Source organism: Streptomyces sp. NPDC056734 (genome assembly GCF_042790455.1).
Classification (GTDB): domain Bacteria; phylum Actinomycetota; class Actinomycetes; order Streptomycetales; family Streptomycetaceae; genus Streptomyces.
In genome coordinates this window covers 293,420-312,103 of the sequence record NZ_JBHTZD010000002.1, presented here as the reverse complement: position 1 = coordinate 312,103, position 18,684 = coordinate 293,420, and the positions used below count along the sequence as shown (strand labels likewise).

Annotated in this window: 13 protein-coding genes and 1 tRNA gene; 4 read left to right on the top strand and 10 right to left on the bottom strand. The window is 74.1% G+C overall.

What is annotated here, in order from left to right:
- Positions 1 to 126: 126 nt before the first annotated feature.
- Positions 127 to 2,004: a putative bifunctional diguanylate cyclase/phosphodiesterase gene (locus ACFRFC_RS03395; protein WP_382681503.1), complete on the bottom strand. Its 1,878-nt coding sequence runs from the start codon at positions 2,002 to 2,004 to the stop codon at positions 127 to 129.
- 333 nt (positions 2,005 to 2,337) lie between these two features.
- Between ACFRFC_RS03395 and ACFRFC_RS03390 the strand changes: the two genes are divergently transcribed.
- On the top strand, positions 2,338 to 3,603 hold the full coding sequence (locus ACFRFC_RS03390; protein ID WP_382681506.1) for a M6 family metalloprotease domain-containing protein: 1,266 nt from the start codon (positions 2,338 to 2,340) through the stop codon (positions 3,601 to 3,603).
- Positions 3,604 to 3,755: 152 nt separating this feature from the next.
- Here the strand turns inward: ACFRFC_RS03390 and ACFRFC_RS03385 are convergent.
- The 7 genes from ACFRFC_RS03385 to ACFRFC_RS03355 all read right to left on the bottom strand — a co-directional run bounded on the left by ACFRFC_RS03385 (position 3,756) and on the right by ACFRFC_RS03355 (position 10,582).
- Positions 3,756 to 3,829 (bottom strand) — tRNA-Lys (locus tag ACFRFC_RS03385).
- Positions 3,820 to 4,512, bottom strand: a complete 693-nt coding sequence (locus ACFRFC_RS03380) for a bifunctional DNA primase/polymerase (RefSeq protein WP_382681509.1) — start codon at positions 4,510 to 4,512, stop codon at positions 3,820 to 3,822. Before ACFRFC_RS03380 ends, ACFRFC_RS03385 begins: the two co-directional genes overlap by 10 nt.
- 301 nt (positions 4,513 to 4,813) lie before the next feature.
- Positions 4,814 to 5,188, bottom strand: coding sequence for a hypothetical protein (locus ACFRFC_RS03375; RefSeq protein WP_382681511.1), 375 nt, complete (start codon positions 5,186 to 5,188; stop codon positions 4,814 to 4,816).
- A gap of 166 nt (positions 5,189 to 5,354) precedes the next feature.
- Positions 5,355 to 6,731, bottom strand: coding sequence for an AAA family ATPase (locus ACFRFC_RS03370; protein ID WP_382681514.1), 1,377 nt, complete (start codon positions 6,729 to 6,731; stop codon positions 5,355 to 5,357).
- A complete protein-coding gene (locus tag ACFRFC_RS03365) occupies positions 6,728 to 8,416 on the bottom strand; it encodes a hypothetical protein (protein WP_382681517.1) in 1,689 nt (562 codons plus the stop codon). Before ACFRFC_RS03365 ends, ACFRFC_RS03370 begins: the two co-directional genes overlap by 4 nt.
- Positions 8,407 to 9,567 carry a hypothetical protein gene (locus ACFRFC_RS03360; RefSeq protein WP_382681520.1) on the bottom strand — a complete coding sequence of 387 codons (1,161 nt, stop codon included), beginning with the start codon at positions 9,565 to 9,567 and terminating at the stop codon, positions 8,407 to 8,409. Before ACFRFC_RS03360 ends, ACFRFC_RS03365 begins: the two co-directional genes overlap by 10 nt.
- A gap of 31 nt (positions 9,568 to 9,598) precedes the next feature.
- Complete coding sequence (locus tag ACFRFC_RS03355) at positions 9,599 to 10,582, bottom strand: phosphatase PAP2 family protein (RefSeq protein WP_382681523.1); 984 nt, start codon at positions 10,580 to 10,582, stop codon at positions 9,599 to 9,601.
- 254 nt (positions 10,583 to 10,836) lie between these two features.
- Between ACFRFC_RS03355 and ACFRFC_RS03350 the strand changes: the two genes are divergently transcribed.
- Positions 10,837 to 11,430 (top strand): histidine phosphatase family protein, encoded by a 594-nt coding sequence (locus ACFRFC_RS03350; protein WP_382681526.1) that lies wholly within the window; start codon positions 10,837 to 10,839, stop codon positions 11,428 to 11,430.
- A 441-nt stretch (positions 11,431 to 11,871) separates the two neighbouring features.
- Here the strand turns inward: ACFRFC_RS03350 and ACFRFC_RS03345 are convergent, their stop codons facing one another.
- On the bottom strand, positions 11,872 to 13,314 hold the full coding sequence (locus ACFRFC_RS03345) for a hypothetical protein (RefSeq protein WP_382681527.1): 1,443 nt from the start codon (positions 13,312 to 13,314) through the stop codon (positions 11,872 to 11,874).
- A 285-nt stretch (positions 13,315 to 13,599) separates the two neighbouring features.
- Here ACFRFC_RS03345 and ACFRFC_RS03340 point away from each other — a divergent pair, with 285 nt between their 5' ends.
- Both ACFRFC_RS03340 and ACFRFC_RS03335 read left to right on the top strand, forming a co-directional pair.
- Entirely contained in the window at positions 13,600 to 14,031 is a 432-nt protein-coding gene (locus ACFRFC_RS03340) for a hypothetical protein (protein ID WP_382681529.1), read from the top strand.
- A 258-nt stretch (positions 14,032 to 14,289) separates the two neighbouring features.
- Positions 14,290 to 15,156, top strand: a complete 867-nt coding sequence (locus ACFRFC_RS03335; protein WP_382681532.1) for a spermidine synthase — start codon at positions 14,290 to 14,292, stop codon at positions 15,154 to 15,156.
- A 39-nt stretch (positions 15,157 to 15,195) separates the two neighbouring features.
- On the opposite strand, the gene ACFRFC_RS03330 is transcribed toward ACFRFC_RS03335, so the two are convergent.
- Positions 15,196 to 18,480, bottom strand: coding sequence for a S8 family serine peptidase (locus tag ACFRFC_RS03330; RefSeq protein WP_382681534.1), 3,285 nt, complete (start codon positions 18,478 to 18,480; stop codon positions 15,196 to 15,198).
- Between the last annotated feature and the right edge of the window lie 204 nt (positions 18,481 to 18,684).

The window sequence follows — 18,684 nt, the reverse complement described above, 5'->3', positions numbered from 1 at the left end:
GACTCCCCGCCCAGGCCGTACACCCTCCCGGCGCCCCGCCCCACTCACCCGCGCCGGGCCACCCCGCTCACACCACCGCCCCCCCGGGAGCCACCCGCCACGGCCCAGCACCCGCAGGCGCCGCCCCTACGGCTTCCCCACCGTCTGTTCCGTCTCGCTGGGGCTGGGGCAGGTCAGCAGCTCGGAGATGCGATCCGGCGATACCGGGCGGGAGTAGAGCCACCCCTGGCCGGTGTCGCAGCCGATACGGCGCAGGCGGCCGGCCTGGGCCGAGGTCTCCACGCATTCGGCGGTCACCGTCAGGCCGAGCCGGTGGGCGAGCTGGATCATCGCCTCGACGACCACCTCGTCGGCCGGGTTGGCGCGGCTGCCCGCCTCGCGCTCGTCGTACTGGAAGCCCCGGACGAAGGACCCGTCCAGCTTCAGCACCGACACCGGAAGCCGGCTCAGGTAGGCGAGATTCGAGTACCCCGTGCCGAAGTCGTCGATGGCGATACGGACCCCCATGTCGCTGAGGGACTGCAACGCTTGCAGCGGCCGGCCGGAGGAGCCCATCACCGCGGACTCGGTCAGCTCCAGTTGCAGCAGATGCGGGGCGAGCCCGGTCTCGGCGAGGATCCGGGCCACATCGGCGACCAGATCGGAGTCCCAGACCTGGCGCACGGCCACATTGACGCTGACGAAGATCGGCTCCTCGTCGGGATGGTCGAGCTGCCAGCGGCGGGCCTGCCGGCACGCGGTGGCCAGCACCCAGCGCCCGAGCGGCACGATCGCGCCGTCCTCCTCGGCCAGTGTGATGAAGCGATTCGGCGTCAGCATGCCGAACTGCGGGTGATTCCAGCGCACCAGCGCCTCCACCCCGCTCAGCCGCCCGTCGGACATCCCGACCAGCGGCTGATACTCCAGCACGAACTCCTTGCGCTCGATCGCGGGCCGCAAGGTGGAGGCGAGCGCCTGACGGGTCATCCGGTGGGCGTTGCGCTCCGGGTCGAAGAGCGTCCAGCGGTCCTTGCCGTCGGCCTTGGCCCAGTACAGCGTGGTGTCCGCGGCCTGCATCAGCCCGGTCGCGCTGGTCCCCGCCGCGAGCCGCTCCACCACCCCGATCGACGCCGACACCGACAGCCGCCGCCCGGACAGGTCGAACGGCGCCTGGAGCGCGGTCAGCACCGACTCGGCGAGATCGGCGAGCTGCTCGGTGCCGGTGGAGTCCTCCACCATCAGCGCGAACTCGTCGCCGCCGAGCCGGGCCACCAGCGGCGCGCTGGCCCTCGTATGACCGGCCGTGTCGGCACAGCGGGTGAGCCGCTCGGCGACGGCGGCCAGCAGCCGGTCACCGATCCGGTGGCCGAGGGTGTCATTGATGGCCTTGAAGCCGTCGAGGTCGAGATAACACAGCCCGATCCGCCCGGTGCCGCCGGTGACCTCCGGCTCGGCCTCCAGCGCGGTGGTGAGCCGCTCGAAGAACAGGGTCCGGTTGGGCAGCCGGGTCACCGGGTCGTGCATCTGCAAGTGCCGCAGCCGCGCCTGGAGTTCCCGGCGGGCACTGATGTCCCCGGCGGAGAGCAGCACCGCGTGCGGATCGCCGGGCAGCGGGGCGACGGTGATCTGCACCCACACCGCATGACCGTCGTCGGGATGCTTCAGCCGCCGGGTGCAGCGCAGCCGCGCCTGCCGCCCGCGCAGCACCTCACGGTAGGCATGCCAGGTACGGGCGTCGGAGGCCAGGTCCACCAGATCGGCGGCGGCCCGGCCCGCCAGCCGGCCGGGCACGATCCCCAGCAGCTCACCCAGCGCCTCGTTCGCGCTGACCACCAGCCCCTCGCGGTCCACGACCGCCATGGCCAGCGGCGCGCAGACGAAGGCGGCCCGATAGGCGCCCTCGGTGGCACTCGTACTGTCGGCGGACCCGTCACCGGTACGACGAGCCGCAGGATGATCGCTCTCTGTGACGGCCGGCCGGATGAGGTCTGCCGCGGGCGTCGGCCCTTCGGACGTTCCGCTCACCGCTCGCTCCCGCAGTGCACTCGATCTGCTCGATCTCTGTCCGGGCAGGAAAGTGTCAGGAAAGTGTGCCGATCATAGAGGTTGGTCCCCGGCCCTTCCAGCCACTGTCCAGTGTCGCGGATGGCCCCACTGTCCTGACAGATCGTTTCTGCCCGTGCGGGGACCGGTTTCCACAACCACCGACCGATTGTGACGGACCGTGAACATTCCCGGGGTGTTGACGCGGCGGGTGTGACCGGCTCCTCACCCACCCGGGGTAGACAAACAGGGCATACGACATGAAATTCCCACAGGCTGGGTGCGGTGTCCCACGATCCGCTCCCGGAGGTACCTGTGCCGCGTCCGCTTCCGCGCCCCCGACTGCGCAGCACCGCGGCCGTGTTCACCGTCCTGTCGGCCGTCGCCGCCACCTCCTTCATCACCGCCCCCTCCATCGCCGAGCCCTTCGCCGCCTCCCCGTGCGCCCTCACCCGTACCGACGCCCATCACTCCGAGGGCCTCGACACCTGGAACGCCGCGTATCCGAAGCCGGCCCGGTCCCTGGACGCGGTGATGATCTTCCTGTCCTTCCCGGACGCGGCCCCCCGCACCAACCCGGCCGAACTGACCGCCGATCACTTCCCCGCCACCTCCGACTTCTTCTCCCGCGCCTCCTACGGCCGCTTCAGCCTGCGCCCGCACCCACTGCGCCAGTGGATCCGCATGCCGCGCCCGTCCACCGCGTACGCCATGCAGCGTGACTGGAACGCCGCCCACCGGGCCGCCTACCTGCGCGACGCCCTCGCCGCGGCCGACGGCCAGGTGGACTTCTCCCGCTACGACGTCGTCTACTTCGTCGCCGACCCGGACGCCCCGGGCGTGGACTCGGACGCCACGAAGGTGGTGAACCTGGACACCCCGCTGCGCGCGGACGGCACGGACATCCGCCGGGTGGTGACGGTCTTCGAGCAGCATCCGCCGGACCGGCTGGTTCTGGCCCATGAGACGGGCCATGTCTTCGATCTGCCGGACCTCTACCACCGTCCGGTGGACGGTCACGGCGACTGGGACACCCATGTCGGTGACTGGGATCTGATGGGCAGCCAGTTCGGGCTCGCCCCGGATCTCTTCGCCTGGCACAAGTGGAAGCTGGGCTGGCTGGAGGACCGCCAGGTCGTCTGTGTCCCGGGCTCCGGCCCGACCCGGCTCACCCTGGAGTCCCTGGGCGTGGGCCCGGACGCCCCGGCGACCGGCGCGGCCGGTTCCCCCGCCTTCGGCACCGGCCGTGGCACCAAGCTCGCGGTGGTCCGTACGGGCCCCGGCAGCGCGCTGGCCTTCGAGGCGCGCGGGGCCGTCGGCAATGACGCCACGACCTGCCGCCAGGGTGTCCTGGTCTACCGGATCGAGGCCGACACCGCGTCCGGCGCCGGCCCCGTCCAGGTCGTCGACGCCCACCCCGGCAAGGAGGCGTGCTGGCAGAACTCGGTCTACCCACCCCTGGCCGACGCCCCCGTGGAACTGGGCGAGAGCTTCACGGTCCCCGGCGCCCAGGTCCGGGTGAAGGTGGAGAACCGCACCGCCACAGGAGCCTGGACCATCCGCATCACCCCCACGAGCTGACCGCCCCTGTCCGGGCAACGGGAAGGTCAACCGGCGGAAGAAGGGGGGTGGGGGTGTGGGTGGCGAAGCCCCCACGACGCGCGGCGGAGGCCGCGCAAAAACAGAGATGGCGAGACAGCTCGCTTTCCGCGAACGTCTCGCCATCGTCATCGTGCGCCGCCAGGGACTCGAACCCCGGACCCGCTGATTAAGAGTCAGCTGCTCTAACCAACTGAGCTAGCGGCGCCTGCTGACGTCGTAGACCTTAGCATCCTGGTCCTGGGGAGGAAAAATCGAAATACGTACGGCGGAGCGGGCGGCCCGCACGGCGGCCCACAGCAGCACTTCCGGGCCGGGCAGCCAGGGGTGGCGGGTGTCCGGGGCGACGAGCCAGCGGTTGTCGAAGGGCCCGGCGCAGCCGGTGGGGGCGGTGGGCGCGGGGACGGTCACGGCGTCGCCGGTGCCGTGGCACAGCAGGGGCGGGATGCCTTCGGCACGGCCGCCGTCGGCCTCGGTGCCGGGGCCGTCCGCGCGGGCGCCCCACTCCTCCCAGTGCAGCAGTGAGGGGAGCCGCTGGGCGGTGCCGGACGCGGCGAAGAGGAGCACACGGCCCCGGTAGACGGCGACCGGGCCGGAGCCGGGCCCGTCGTCCCACAGCCGGTCCAGCATCCGGCGGCCGAACATCGCGGGCGCGCTCACCACGTCGAAGGCGGTGCCGCAGGGCAGGACGACGGGGGCCTCCGGATGCTCCTGCCACAGCGCGAGGGTGCTGCGCGGGTACGTGCCGGCCGAGGCGAGCCAGTCGGCGCCGTCCGGGGTGACGCCGGAGACCTCGGCGGCATCGGGGAACGGCGGTGTGGAGGGTGAGGGAAAGGCGGCGAAAATGGTGGTGGGGGCTGTGGAGAAAGGTTCATTCCGGGCGCTGCTCATGTCGTCCAGATCTACCTGCTGTGAGCATCCGATCTCAACGAGTTGCCGAAAATCGAGACAGGAGGGGGTGTGTGGGAGTATCTTGCCCGCCTGGCATATGCGAGGCGCGCGGTGCCGGACCGGCCGGGTCGGCCGGACCAACTGGGCCAACTCGGCTAACTGGGCCAACTGGACTGCCGGAGCCGCCGGAGCCGCCGGACCACCGGCGCCCCCGAGCCCCACTCAGCGCCACCTGGGGCCGGTGAAGCAACCCGAAGGCCCGCAAGGGGCCAACAGAGCTACCCGCACCCCACCGGACGGCTCACACGGGATCCACATGCCCCCGCCCCCGGCTCCCCTCGGCGCCCCGCATCAGATCCTGCCCGAACTCGACCATCTTCTTCGCGTAGTCCTCGGTCCACTCGGCCTGTTCGGCGAGGTCCGCCGGGGTCAGCCGGTCGAACCGGCGCGGATCGGCCAGCTGGGCCGCCGCCATCGCCTGGAACTCGACCGCACGGTCGGCCGCCGCCCGGAACGCCTGTGCCAGCTCGGTCGCCCGCGCCAGCAGCGCACGCGGGTCGTCGATCGACTCCAGGTCGAAGAAGTGCTCCGGATCGGCCGCCGCCTGCATCGGCTCGAAGAGCAGGGGCGCGGGGCGTAGCCGCGGTTCATTGCGGCGCGGCGTGGGCTCCGCCATGTCTTTTCCTCCTCGTACGGTCGGTGGCGTACCCGCACTCGAACACCACGGGCCACCGTCCATTGTCTCGCGTACGCGCAAGGGGGCCGCGCCGACGGCCGCGGACCCGCACCTGACGCCGGGCGGCAGCACCGTCCGGCGCCCGGCGCTGCCGGGCCGGCCCGGCTCAGGGCCGCCAGCTCACCCGATGCTCGCCGAGATGCGACAACACCGCATGATGGGCCTCCCAGCCGTCCGGGAACTTCACCACCGTCCCCAGCTGCACCGGCTCGGTCGACGGGTACGCGTCGAGCAGCTCGCTCACGCCCGCCCGGCACACCACGACACAGGCGTGCCGGTGCCGGGACGCCAGCACGCACAGCCGGCCCGTCTCCAGGTGGAAGGCGGTGGCGTCGGGGCGGCCGGACAGCGGATGCAGGACGACCGTGACGTCGAACTCCATGCCCTGGAGCCGGTTGGCCGTGTCCACCGTGACCCCGGACACGCCCAGCTCGGCCAGGGCCGCGCGGACGGCCGCCGCCTGGTCGCGGTGGGCGGTGCCGACGGCGACCCGGCCCGCCGTCAGCGGTACGGGATCGGGTGAGCGCTCCGAGGTGGCCGCGCCGCCCCGGTCCAGGAGCCGCCGTACCACCGTCGCCACCGCGCGGACCGCCTCCGGGTCGGTGCGCGGGGTGTGCCGGGCGGGCAGCTCCAGCAGGCCCCAGCCGGACTCGGCCGCCGCGTCGATCACCCGGTCCGGGCCGGAGCCGTCGGCCGGGACGGCGAAGGTCAGCCGCCGGTCCCCGTGGCCGGTGCCGCTGCGGAACGGGGTGTACGGGTAGAAGGCGGCCGAGACCAGCGGTGCCGCCGACGCGGGCAGCCGCCAGGAGACCGGCAGCCGGTGCTGCGGGAGCTGCGGATTGTGCGCGAGCAGCGTCATCACGGCCGAGGCGGACGGGTCGTACGACAGCCCCGCCCACTGCTCGCTGCCGACGATCGAGAACGGGTCGAGCTGCCCCGGGTCGCCCACGAACAGCGCCCGCTCGAACAGCCCGGCCACGGCCAGCAGCGCGTCCGAGCGCATCTGGTACGCCTCGTCCACGATCGCGTGCCGCCAGGGCTCGTCCACCTGGACGTGCGCCCACTTCGCCGCCGTCGAGATCACCACCGGCAGGCCCGCCAGCTCGGCCGCCTTCGCCGACGTACGCACCTGCTCCAGGCCGTCCAGCGCCTTGTCGTACGGGTCGGAGTCGCTGCTGTGCAGGCGCCCCACCGGCAGCTCGGGCCGCTTCTCGGCGAGCCGCAGCACCAGGTCGTCGACCTGCGCGTTGGTCTGCGCGACCACCATCAGGGGGCGTCCGGCGTCGGCCAGCTCCAGCGCGGCGCGCACCACCAGCGTGGACTTCCCGGCGCCGGGCGGGGAGTCGACCACGACCCCGCGCTCGGTGCCGCGCAGGGTGTCACGCAGGATCGCGTCGGTGGCCCGCGCCGCCGCGGTGCCGGGGTCGAGCGGGGGCGGGCCGGGGGAGGCCCAGGACGAGGTTCCGGGGGAGGTCGTGGTCACAGGATGTCCTCCTCGGTGACGGGATCGGAGGTCAATCCGGTTGATCCGGTTGATTCAGCCGATCCGGTCGGTCCGGTCGATCCGGCCGTTTCACCCGGTGGCCCGCCGTGGGTCCATGGCGTGTTCTCCGGCTCGGGGAGCCGGGCGCCGCCGCGCTGTTCGTGCTCGAACAGGGTGAAGCACACCCGGTCGCCCTTCTCCGGCAGCGATCCTTCCGCCGGTTCCTTGCCGCGGCCCATCTTGTCGAGGATCCGCAGCACGACCAGCGCGCTGCCGTCCCCCGGGACAGGGCCCCCGTTTTCCCCGGACCCACCGGACTCGTCGTGTCCGGCGTATCCGGCGAACTCGGCCGCCTGCGGTTTGCCGCCCAGGGAGCGGAACACCTTCGCCCGCTCACCCAGATGCGGCCGGTCCTGCGTGCGGACCGTGACCAGCGGGCGGGGGCTGGGGCGTTTGCCCTCGCTGTGCGTCATGACCACCTCGACGACCTCGCCCACCAGCGCCTCTCCGGCCAGCCGCCGTCCCGCCATCACCAGCGGGTCGTCGAGCGCCTCCTGTGCCTCCAGGCGGGCCTGTTCGCGCTCGCGGGTGGCGAGTTTGTTCGCGGCGGTCACCGCGTCGTCGTGGCGCGGCTGCGGCGGCTCACCCGCGAGGACCCGGTCGCGGTGCCCGGTGAACGACCACCGGTCGCGCGTCCACCGCTCCTGGACCCGCGCGCCCTCGGGCAGCTCCCGCAGCAGGTCGAGGCCGCGCCAGACCGCGTGCCAGGTGGGCAGCGTCCGGGACGCCACCAGCTCCCGGACGGCTCGCTCGGCGGCGGTGACCTCGCCCAGCCGGTCGTCGGCCTCCAGGCCGTCCTCGGCGGCGGCGAACGCCGTACGCGCGCGGTCGTAGCGGTCGATGGCCGGGGCGAGCAGCTTGTTGTCGAACGCCGGGTCGGTGGCGGGACCGGCCGGCGGGCAGCGCAACTGCCCCTCCCGGTCCCGGTCCAGCTCCGCCGCGAGTGCCGCCCCCGCGCCGGAACCGCCGCCGGGCGGGTCGATCCAGGCGAGCAGCGTGCCCAGATGCTGGTCCTCCATGCCGGACTGGCCGGTCGCCCAGTGCCGGGACAGCAGATCGGTCATGGCCAGGAGCAGCGAGGAGCCCGGCACGCGCGCCCGCTCCCCGTAGTGCGTCAGCCACCGCCCGAGCAGCGGCACGCGCGGGGGCGCCGGATAGGGCGCCTCCGGGTCCTGCTCCGCCGTCCGCCGGAACCGGGTCGAACGGCCCAGCAGCCGTACGTACGCCACCCCCGCGCGGTTCGGGACGATCAGCTGCGGGGCGTCCGCGCACAGGTCGACCTCGACCTTGACCCGCTTGCCGGTCTCCGGGTCGGTCTCGGTGCGCTCGGCGGCCTCGACCGACTCCGCGTGGGCGTCGACAGAGGGCAGGACCACGTCGGCCAGCTCGGCGAGGAACGCGAACCGCAGCTCCCGGTCGCGCGGCTGCGCCACGGTCAGCAGCCGGGGCGCGTCCCGGTCGGTGCCGACCAGCGCCCCGAGCGGCGCACCGGCCTCACCGGCGGTGGTGAGCGGCACGAACACCAGCGGGTGCGCGGACAGCTGCCGGTGCCGGACGGTGGCGGCGGGCTGGGCGCGCCCGGTGTGCACGGCCTCCAGCCGGGCGAGCGTCGAGATCAGCGACATACGGCGCCCTCGCTCTCCGGGCTCCCCGCGCCCGGCGTCCCGGTCACCGGCCCGACGACCGTGAGCCGCCGTGCCGCCGCCTCGCCCAGCGCCTCCGCCCGCAGCCGCGCCGCCCGGCGCAGCGCGATGACCGTGGGGTCGTGCGGATCGTGCGGGTCGTGCGCGTCAGCCGGGCCGTCCGGGCCGTCCGGGTCGCCGTACGCGCCGCGGGCCGCCGCCAGGACGCCCTCCACGTCGGTCAGGGCGCCGAGTTCGGCGCGCAGCGGGCGGCCGAGGGCGGTCACCGCGCCGGCCTCGCGGGCCCGCGCCCGGCAGTGGAAGGCCAGCTCGCAGGCCGACAGACACTCGGGCGCGTAGGCCGCCGGGACCGACTCGACGGACGCCACCAGCTGCTCGGCGGGCAGCTCGGGGGCGAAGCAGGTGCCCTCGGGGAGGGCGGCGGCGATCTCGTCCAGGCGGGTCAGCCGGCGCAGCTGGCGGGCGGTCACCGCGCGCTGCTTGCGGACGTCGACGGCGGAGGCGGTGGGCAGGTTGGAGAAGTCCCTGGGACAGACCAGCAGCACCTGGTGACCCACGCGCGGGGCGGGGTCCAGGCGCGCGGCGACCTCCTCCAGCGCCAGCACGTACACCGCCGCCTGGCGGGCCGCCGCGCCCACCTTCGCCGGGTCCGCCGAACCGTCCAGCATCGGGAAGGACTTGATCTCCACGACCGTCCAGTGCCCGTCCGGGTGCACCACCACCGCGTCCGGCTCCAGGAACGCGGGGGCGCCCGCCACGTCCAGGGCGAGCATCGGATGGTCCAGCAGTGTCCACGCCCCGGCGGGGGTGGCCGCGCGCAGCGCCAGCGCCGTACGCGCCGCGCGGCCCTCGGGGCCGGTCGCCGACAGGTCGGGCACGCGCGCGGAGGCGGGCGGTTCGGCGCCCGCGTCGAGCGTGCGGTGCACCAGGCCCAGCAGCTCCGCGCCGCCGTCCGCATTGACCCGGGCCTCGAAGGCGTTGCCCCGCGCGAAGGCGAACTGGGACTGGCCGAACACCGACGGGGAGCCCAGCGCGCTCGCCAGCTTCGCCTTGTTCACCCCGGCGCCGTCCAGGATCGCCCGGCGGGAACAGCCCGGGTTGGCGGCCAGCGCCGCCAGGGCGCGCGCGTCCATAGCCTTGGCCGGGACGCCCGGGCCGCGCAGCTCAGCGAGCCTTGCCCACGCTCTCGGCCTCGCCGCTGCGGGAGAGTTCCCATCCCGCGACGCCGCCGGCTCCTGGGTCCGCGGGGGCGGAACCCGGTCCGGTTGGTGACTCGCGCTGCCGTGGAATTCGTTCACCCGTGGAAGTCTGGCATCCACCACTGACAACCGGGGCCCGCGCGGCCCACGAGCCCCAAGCCAACGCCGGGTACCGGGCCGTGACGGCCGCCCCCAGCCGGTCCGCGGCCCGCAGCACGTACGGCGTCAGCAGCAGTCCCGCGCCCATCACGAGCGCGCCCGCGACCGCGTCCAGGAAGTAGTGGTTCGCGGTGCCCATCACCACGACCGTCGTCACCAGCGGATAGAGCACCGCCGCGGCCTTCGTCAGCCGGGTCCCGCCGAACCGCCACAGGATCACCCCGCACCACAGCGCCCAGCCGACGTGCAGACTCGGCAGCGCCGCGTACTGGTTCGTCATCGCGCCCAGCCCGCGCGGCGCGCTCGCCTCTCCCGCCCACCAGCCGTACGCGCTGTACTGCGCCATCGTGTCGACGAACCCGTAGGAGGGGTCGAGCAGCCGGGGCGGGCAGGTGGGTATCAGGGTGAAGCCGATCAGGCCGATGAAGGTCGAGGTCATCAGCCAGGTGCGGGCGGCGCGGTAGCGCACGGTCCGGGAGCGGAACAGCCAGATCAGGATGGCCGGGGTGAGCAGGTAGTGCAGCGAGGCGTACCAGAAGTCGGCGGGTATCCCGATCCATGGCTCGCGGGTGAACAGCCGGTTGAGCGGATGCTCGGCGTTGAGCCGCAGCGCCTTCTCCAGACGCAGGATCGCCAGACCGTGGTCGACGGCCGTGGACTCGTCGCCCCGGGCGAGCAGCCGGCCCGCGGAGTAGCAGCCGTACACGAGCAGAAGCAGCGGCAGCTCGGTCCACCAGCGCGGGCGGGGTGCTGAGGACGCCTCGATGCCCGTACTGTCGGAATGCGGCATCCGATCGCCCTCCCCCTCGTCCCGGTCGTGTCACTTTACGGCGTACACCCGCAGCTCCGATGGGGCACTCCAGCCCGGGAAGACGCAGAGATCTCCCGCCGGGTTGCCCTATATGGGCGTAGGCGATGATGGAGGAAGCCGTCCGGCTTCTCGCCCCGCGACACCCGGGCGACACCCCGGCGACAAGCCCACGACACCGCCACGACACCCCCCGGCGCTCCTCGGACGCCCGGCATTCCGGAAAGGCCCCCGCCATGGCACCGCGCATCCTGCTGGCCCGGCACGGACAGACCCAGTGGTCACTGTCCGGCAAGCACACCGGCAGGACCGATGTCCCCCTCCTGGAAGAGGGCCGGCGCGGCGCGAAGCTGCTGGGGGAGCGGTTGCACCGGCCGCCCTTCGAGGGCCTCGCGGACGCCGAGGTCCGCACCAGCCCGCTCGTCCGCGCCCGCGAGACCTGCGAACTCGCCGGCTTCGGCGACCGCGCCACGCCCTGGGACACGCTCCTGGAATGGGACTACGGGGCGTACGAGGGCATGACCCCGCACGAGATCCAGGCCGTCCGCCCAGGCTGGCTGATCTGGCGCGACGGCGTCCCCGACGGCGAGACCACGGCCGACCTGACCTCCCGCGCCGACGAGATCGTCGCCTGGGCCCGCTCGTCCGACCGCGATGTCCTGGTCTTCGCCCACGGCCACATCCTGCGCGCCCTGGCAGCCCGCTGGCTCGGCCTCCCCCTCCTCTTCGCCGCCCGCATCAAACTGGCCCCGACCTCCCTCTCCCTCCTGTCCTGGGCCTACGACGAACCGGCCATCGAGACCTGGAACGACCGGGGGCACCTGGGATAGCACCGAGCGGGTCCCCCGGCCCCTTCGAACACGCCGTCGACGGCAGCCGTGCAGCTCGGTTTCCCGGGCCGCGCGGACAGAAAGACGAGCGACCACCCGCGACCCGCCTTTCCCGCCCGCGCGCGGGCGGCCCTCTGGAGGGTCATCCGCGCGGACGAGCGTGGGGGAGTGGGTGCCGACGGGGTTGGCCGCGGGTGTGTCGCTGTTTCTGCGGCTGGGCGCGGTGCCCATGGCTGCCGCCCGGTCGGCCGCAAGCCCCCCACCCATGCGGCACCCGCAGGTGACCCGCTCGCCCCGCGCGGCAGCCAGCAGGCGACCCGCCCGCCCCGCGCGGCGGTGCCGGGAAAACGCCCCCGCTCGGACGACCGCAACCACCCCCGACCCACCCACAGCCACCGACAAGCAACGCGACGCCCCTGCCCCCACCCTCCACCCCACCCCTCAAACCGCCCGCGGCAGCGCAGCGTGTCGCTCCAGGAAGTCCGACACACCCGACGCGCGGCGGTGGGGGAGGAGGACCCGGGCCGTGCCGGCGAGCATGGTCTGGATGCGGGAGGACTGGACCTGGTGGAGGAGGGCGAGGACGCTGAGGCCCGCCTGGGCGGCTTCGTCGGGGCGGCCGCCGCGGGCGAGGTCGTCAGCGAGTTCCGCGGTGTACAGGGCGATGTTGCGGGTGAAGTGCGGGTCCTGGAGATGGGCGGCCCGGCGGGCGTGCCGGGCGGCGCGGGACCAGTCGCCGAGGGTCGACCAGCACTGTGCCTCAAGGCCCTCCAGCTCGGCCTCGCCGTAGAAGGTCATCCACTCCGGGTCGGCGTCGCAGGCGCCCCGTTCGAAGAGGGCCTGCGCGCGGGCCAGGGCCTGGGCGCAGCCGGTGCGGTCGGCGAGCCCCGCCCAGCCGCCCGCCTCCCGCAGCGCGAGCAGCGACATCAGCCGCGCGGAACCCAGCGGGCGCGCGATGCGCTGCGCGGCCTGCGCCGTCCGCACCGCCTCCCGGGGCCGCCCGGCGTCCCGCGCGAGGAACGCCGTGTTGCAGAACGCGTGCGCCTCCAGTCCCGCGTCCCCGGCCACCCGCGCGGTGGCCAGCGCCTCCGCGTAGTGCGAGCGGGCGTCGTCGAACCGGCCCGAGTCATGCGCCAGCCAGCCCACCGAGATGGCCAGTTCCCCGGCGCCCGAGTGCAGCCGGTCGGCGGTCGCCTGCCGGGTCGCGCCCGCGTCCAGCAGCGCGTAGGCGGCGCGCAGCGGGGCCGCCGCACGCCGGTAGAGACCGTCGGCGCCGTGCCGGTCGTCCAGCAGCCGGATCCTGCGGACCGCCTCCTCCAGGGCACCCGCCTCGCTCGCCCCGGCCCGCGGCCCGGAACGCTGCGCGGCGAGGGCGCCGGGTGCCAGGGCCAGCGGCCCCAGCGAGGCGGCGGCCACGGTGACGCCACCGCCGGTCATGAACGCGCGACGCAGCACGTCGCTCTCCTCGTAGTCGTGGTGCCATGCGTACGGGTCCCGTGCCCCGCCCGTCGGATGCTCCCCCCGCACCTCACCCACCTCCCGCGCCGGGCTCGCGCTGTGCGCGGGGGACGCCCGGGGCGTCGTACGCGCTGCCCGGCCGCGGACGGACGAACGGGGAGCGAAGCCCAGGTCGGTCAGCGTCCGGCCGGGGAACAGGTGCAGGAACACCCGCTCGTACGCGTAGTTGGGGCAGCGGATCTCACCCGCCTCGACCCGGCCGATGTAGCGCGCGTCACAGCTGACCTGCTCGCCGATCTCCCGCGCGGCCCGCCGCACCTCCGCGGCGAACTCGGCCGGTGAGCGCCGCCCGCGCAGTCGCCGGAAGGCGAGGTTCGGCCGCGGTGGCCGTGGGGGCTGGGACGAGGTCACCGTTGACGACGTCATGGCCGGGTCCTCTCATGCGAACCGTCGAACCCTGCCGGATGTGAGGAGAGTTGACCTATTGGTCAGGTTTGCCAGGATGGTGCCCCTGTGGTCCGGCGGCACGAACGTACCCCCGTGGGGGGTCCGCCACGCGGTGTTTGGCTACAAACCGGATATCTCATCCGTGATCTGCCATGAACTGCCATCCTTTGCGGCGCACTTCCGGCGTAGCCGTTGACGCTCCGCCGCGTTGAACCCTGCGGACCGGGAGCCACCCGACTCCCGACCGCATGCCCAAGGAGGTTCGTGGTGGAGGCCGGGATGGAGACCAGGCAGAGTATCGATTTCCGTGGTGCGCGGAGTGCGAGAGGTGTGCACAGCGCGCCGCCGACCGAGTGGGACCTCGTGACCGTCCCCGCGCGGCAGGGACTTGAGGCGGTCGACATCCTGCGCCGGGGCGCCTGCGAGGCGGTGGGCCCCGTCCTCCACGACGACGGCTGCGACACCCTCGGCTTTCTGGTGCCGCCCGGCACCGCCGCCGCCTGGGACGTCCCCGGCAGCACCTGTACCGAGACCGACGGCCGCGGACTGAGCGTCGCCGCCCCCGAACCCCCCGCCGACGGCTCCGGCTGGCTGCTGCCCCCCGGCGACACCGACCGCGCCACCGACCCGGCCGTGCTGCGCGAGGCCCTCGGCGAGGCGGCCCGGCTGATCGCGGCGGCGGACAACTGCCGCTGACGACAGACCGTACGGGCCCCCAGGCCGTACGAGCCGCAGGCCGTACGAGCCCCAGGCCGGACCGGACGCCCACGACCCGGCGTCCCCCGCCCCGGTGTCCCCCGCCCCGGTGTCCGTGACCGGACGCCGCCGACCCGGCGTCCCCGACCCGACATCCACGACCCCGTATCCGACCCCATATCCGGCGCCGCCGACCCCGCGCACATGACCAGGTGCCCAGGACGGGCGCCGCCCCCCACCCCCTGGGACACTGGCCCCATGGGAAAGTCCAGGAACACGCCCCGGCGCCGACCCGCCGGGGCCCTTGTCGAGACCGTCGACGGCGGGCTCGCCGAGCTGATCCCGGACCGGGAGCGGGCGCGGGCCTGGACGCTGCTGATCGACGGGGCACCGCAGTCCCACGTCGATCTGGACGACCCGGCGTTCCTCTCCTTCGAGTACCAGCGCCGCCTCGGCCATGTCATCGACCTCGCCGCCCCGCCCGGCACCCCCCTGAAGGCGGTGCATCTGGGCGGCGGTGCCCTCACCCTGGCCCGCTATCTCGCCGCCACCCGCCCCCGCGCCACCCAGCAGGTCGTCGAGCGGGACGCACCCCTCGTCGAACTGGTCCGGCGCGAACTGCCGTTGGCGGCCGGGGCCCGGATCCGGGTCCGGTCGGCCGACGCGCGCGAAGGACTCGCCAAGGTCGCCGACGGATGGGCCGATCTGATCCTGGTGGATGTGTTCAGCGGCGCCCGCACCCCCGCCCATCTGACCTCCACCGAGTTCCTCGACGAGGTCCGCCGGGCGCTGCGGCCGGGCGGCCTGTACGCCGCGAACCTCGCCGACGGGCCGCCGCTCGCCCATCTGCGCGGCCAGATCGCCACCGCCGCCGCCCGGTTCACCGAGGTCGCCCTGATCGCCGACCCGGCGGTACTGCGCGGCAAGCGGTTCGGCAACGCCGTACTGGTCGCCTCCGACCTGCCGCTGCCGCTCGCCGAACTCACCCGCCGCGCCGCCTGCGACCCGCACCCCGCCCGGGTGGCGCACGGCCGCGAGCTGACCGGCTTCACGGGCGGGGCGCTCCCGGTGACGGACGCGGCGGCGGTGGCGTCACCGGCACCACCGCCGTCCGTCTTCCGATAGGTCAGAGCGCGCGGGCCCGGGTGAGCCGGAGCGGCCCGCTCACGTCGTGCGATAGGCGTCCAGGATCGTCTGGCCGAAGGCGTTCCCCTGCCGGTCCCGTACCGTCGCCCGCAAGGACACCGACCCGCCCGCCGCCGGGTTCGTGACGGTCACCGCCCCCTGCCGGACGGCCGCCGGACGCCAGGTCCCGCCGTCGTCGTACGACACGGACACGGACAGCGAGGCGAGGCCGCGGCCCGCCGCCGAACCCGCCACGGTGACCGGGATCAGCTGCCGCGCGCCCGCCGGTGCCGTGGAGTCGAGCGCCAGTTCGGGCGCGTACCGGACGACGCTCGCCGGGACGGCGGTGGGGGACGACGTGTGGGCGGAGGTGAACTCGGCCTGCCAGGTCACCTCGGAGGTGACCGAGGCGATCGCGGCCGGGCGGGCGGCCGTCGTGACCAGCCGGTAGCGGGCCTTGCCGGGCGGCAGCTGGAAGCGCGCGGAGTCGAGCGGGCCGTCGGCGGTGGCGAGGAGACGGCCGTCGCGGTAGAGACTGGTGGTCGTCGCGGCGAGGTCGTACAGGCTGCCGCCCGCGTGGCCCGCCCCGTCGGTGAAGGGGGCGATCGAGCCGCTGAGCGTGTCCCCGTCGCGGACCAGTCCGCCCCCGCCGGTCCCGGCCCCCAGCGCCGGGCCGAACACGCCCGTGTTGACCGTCTCCGTACGGCTCTCGCCCGGCCGGTACGCGCGGGCGGGGATCTCGTACTGCGTCTGAAGGCTCCCGTTGGTCGTATCGCGTTGCTCGGAGCGGGCCGACCAGGTGTAGTCGCCCTGGAGATAGACGGTCCGCGTGTTCGGCAGGTCGCTGTAGTAGCCGACGCCGGAGGTGCCGGTGCCGGGCAGCAGCGTCCAGTTCACGCCGGTCGCGCCCGCCACGGAGGAGCCCTGGCGCAGGGTCAGCTTCGCCAGGTCGGCGGCGGCGACGTGCTGGACATGACCGGTGTAGAAGCTGTCGGGCAGGGTGTGGGCGAGGTGGTACTCGCTGCCGTCGCCGCCGGTCCAGTGCGAGACGAAGTACGAGGTGACCTCGCCCGGCGTGGGCGGGTCGCCGATCAGACCGGTGCGAGCGCCCGTCAGGCTCGCCGGCAGACCGATGCTGGAGGACGCCTCCAGGCCGCCCGAGCGGACCACCGTCGACATGAAGGTGGCGTAGCCCCTGGCCCCCGGATCGGGCAGGGTGACCTCGACCGGCCGGGCGTCGCGCGCGTCGAAGGCGATGGTCATGTCCCGGTCGACGGTCACCTTCGGGGCGACCAGGTTGTCGATGCCACCGGCCGCGAAGTGACGGCCGACCAGGGTGTAGTCACCGGCCGGGACCTCCACGGTCGCGGTGCCGTTCTCGCCCCTGACCAGCTCGAACACCCCATTGCCGAGCCCGGTGAGCCAGGCGGCCCAGCTGAAGATCCCGGGCGGCAGCCCGTCCCGGCCGGTGGCCTCGATGGTGACCTCGTACGTATTGCCCGCCCGGTCGAGACCACCCGCGCTGCGCACGCTCTGACCGTCCCCGGCGGCGGTCAGCGTCAGGCTGTACGCCCCGTCGGCCTCGCCGCCGACGCGCGTGTCGGCGGTGACCTCGACGCCCGCGGTGCCGCCCGCCGGGACGGTGACCCGGTCCGCGCCGAGGGTGAACAGGCCCTCGGGGGCCGGGCCGCCGTCGGGGCCGGTGGTGGCGGCGGTCAGTTCGAGGGTGACCGACGTGTCGCCGAGGTTGCGGTAACTGACCGTACGGGTCTGGGGCTCGTCGTCGGTGTGCGGCCACTCGGCGCGGCCGAAGTTCAGCGAGCCGGGCTCGGCGACCACGCTCTGGGTGGTCGCGCGGGTGAGGTCGATCCGGCCCGTGCCCTGCTCGTACGCCGTACCGTCACCGGGCAGCGCCGAACCGGTCAGCAGGGCCTTGACCTGGGCGCCGCTCCACTCCGGGTGACGCTGCATCAGCAGGGCCGCCGCGCCCGCGACATGCGGGGTGGCCATGGAGGTGCCGTTGAGGGTGACATAGCCGGGCGCCGGGTGCGGGGCGTCCGGCCGGGTGCCCTCGGCCGAGGCGGCGGTGATGGCGACGCCCGGCGCGGTGACATCGGGTTTGACGCCGCCGTCCATGCGCGGCCCGCGCGAGGAGAAGTCCGCGAGCTGGTCCAGCTTGTCCACCGCGCCCACGGTCAGCGCGGCCTCCGCGACCCCGGGCGAGGCCAGCGTGCCCGCCCCCGACCCGGCGTTGCCCGCCGCGACCACGAACAGCGCCCGGTCGGACAGCGCCTCCACGGCCTCTTCCAGCGGGTCGGTGCCCGGGGTGTCGGTCGCCCCGAGGGACAGGTTGACGACATCGGCGCCCTGCGCCACCGCCCATTCCATCCCGGCGACGATCCCCGAGGTCAGCCCGGAGCCCGCGGTGTTCAGCACCTTGCCGTCGAGGAGTTCCGCGCCGGGCGCCACGCCCTTGAAGCGGCCCTCGGAGCCCGCGCCGGTCCCGGCGGCCGTGGCGGCGACATGCGTGCCGTGCCCGTTGCCGTCGCGCAGGTCGGCGTCCGAGGAGAAGTTCTGCCCGGCGACCACCTGGCCCGCGAGATCCGGGTGCGTGGTGTCGATGCCGGTGTCCAGGACGGCGATCCGTACGCCGGTCCCGTCCAGGCCCGCCTCCCACAGCCCGGGGGCGCCGATCTGCGGCACGCTGGTGTCCAGGGCGGCGGTCACCACCCGGTCCAGCCGCAACGACGCGACGCCCGGGGCCAGTTCACTGCGGCCGTCCTCGGTGTCGGTGAGCGCGGACCAGGCCGCCGGTGTCTCCTCCGGCGCGACCACGACCGCCTCGCCGTCCACCGACGCCAGCTCGCGCACCTCGGCGTCCGTGCCCGCGTCCAGCCGGCCGCGTGCCGCCGGGTCCTCGGTCGCGTACCGGACCAGCACCGGGGCCCCGCCGCCCGCCACCTCGCCGTATTCGGGGCGGCTCAGCTCGGCCACGTCGAACAGCGCCAGATCCAGCGTGCCCGCGTCGATCAGCGGCTCGGCGTCGGCGGGCACGACATAGGTGTGCTCGCCGGTCCGGCCGATCTGGAGCGGGATGCCGGACCGGCCCTCGCCGGGCGTGACACCGACGGCGTCGCCCTGCGCGTCCAGGAGCACCTGATCGCCGGTGATCAGCGTCACCGAGCGGTAGGCGGAGGGGGAGAGTACGGGTACGGAGGCGTCCGGCGCGGCCATGGCCGGGGTGCCGGTGAGTCCCGCCGCCAGGAGCAGCGTGAGGGCAGCGGTGAACCGGCTTCTCGCGCGGGTTCTCGGGGATGCCAGCAAGGTCGTCCCTGTCTGTGGGTGGGGGCAGAGAGCAGAGTGACGTGGGTGACGTGGGTGACGTCAGTGCTGTACAGATCCCCAATTCCGTCAGCGAGTTGACGTATCGAAGGGGCGTCGGCGACCGGAAACGATCCCCTCGCGCAGGGCCGGCTCGCGGACTCGTACCGGATGTCGGTGTTTCGTAGCCGCCCGCAATTGACCGGT

What these genes read in the sequence shown, in the direction of transcription:
- ACFRFC_RS03380 (WP_382681509.1), bottom strand. Translation starts at nt 4,512, where the DNA reads ATGAGCAGCGCCCGGAATGAACCTTTCTCCACAGCCCCCACCACCATT.
- ACFRFC_RS03375 (WP_382681511.1), bottom strand. Translation starts at nt 5,188, where the DNA reads ATGGCGGAGCCCACGCCGCGCCGCAATGAACCGCGGCTACGCCCCGCG.
- ACFRFC_RS03365 (WP_382681517.1), bottom strand. Translation starts at nt 8,416, where the DNA reads ATGTCGCTGATCTCGACGCTCGCCCGGCTGGAGGCCGTGCACACCGGG.
- ACFRFC_RS03360 (WP_382681520.1), bottom strand. Translation starts at nt 9,567, where the DNA reads ATGGACGCGCGCGCCCTGGCGGCGCTGGCCGCCAACCCGGGCTGTTCC.
- ACFRFC_RS03355 (WP_382681523.1), bottom strand. Translation starts at nt 10,582, where the DNA reads ATGCCGCATTCCGACAGTACGGGCATCGAGGCGTCCTCAGCACCCCGC.
- ACFRFC_RS03350 (WP_382681526.1), top strand. Translation starts at nt 10,837, where the DNA reads ATGGCACCGCGCATCCTGCTGGCCCGGCACGGACAGACCCAGTGGTCA.
- ACFRFC_RS03345 (WP_382681527.1), bottom strand. Translation starts at nt 13,314, where the DNA reads ATGACGTCGTCAACGGTGACCTCGTCCCAGCCCCCACGGCCACCGCGG.
- ACFRFC_RS03335 (WP_382681532.1), top strand. Translation starts at nt 14,290, where the DNA reads ATGGGAAAGTCCAGGAACACGCCCCGGCGCCGACCCGCCGGGGCCCTT.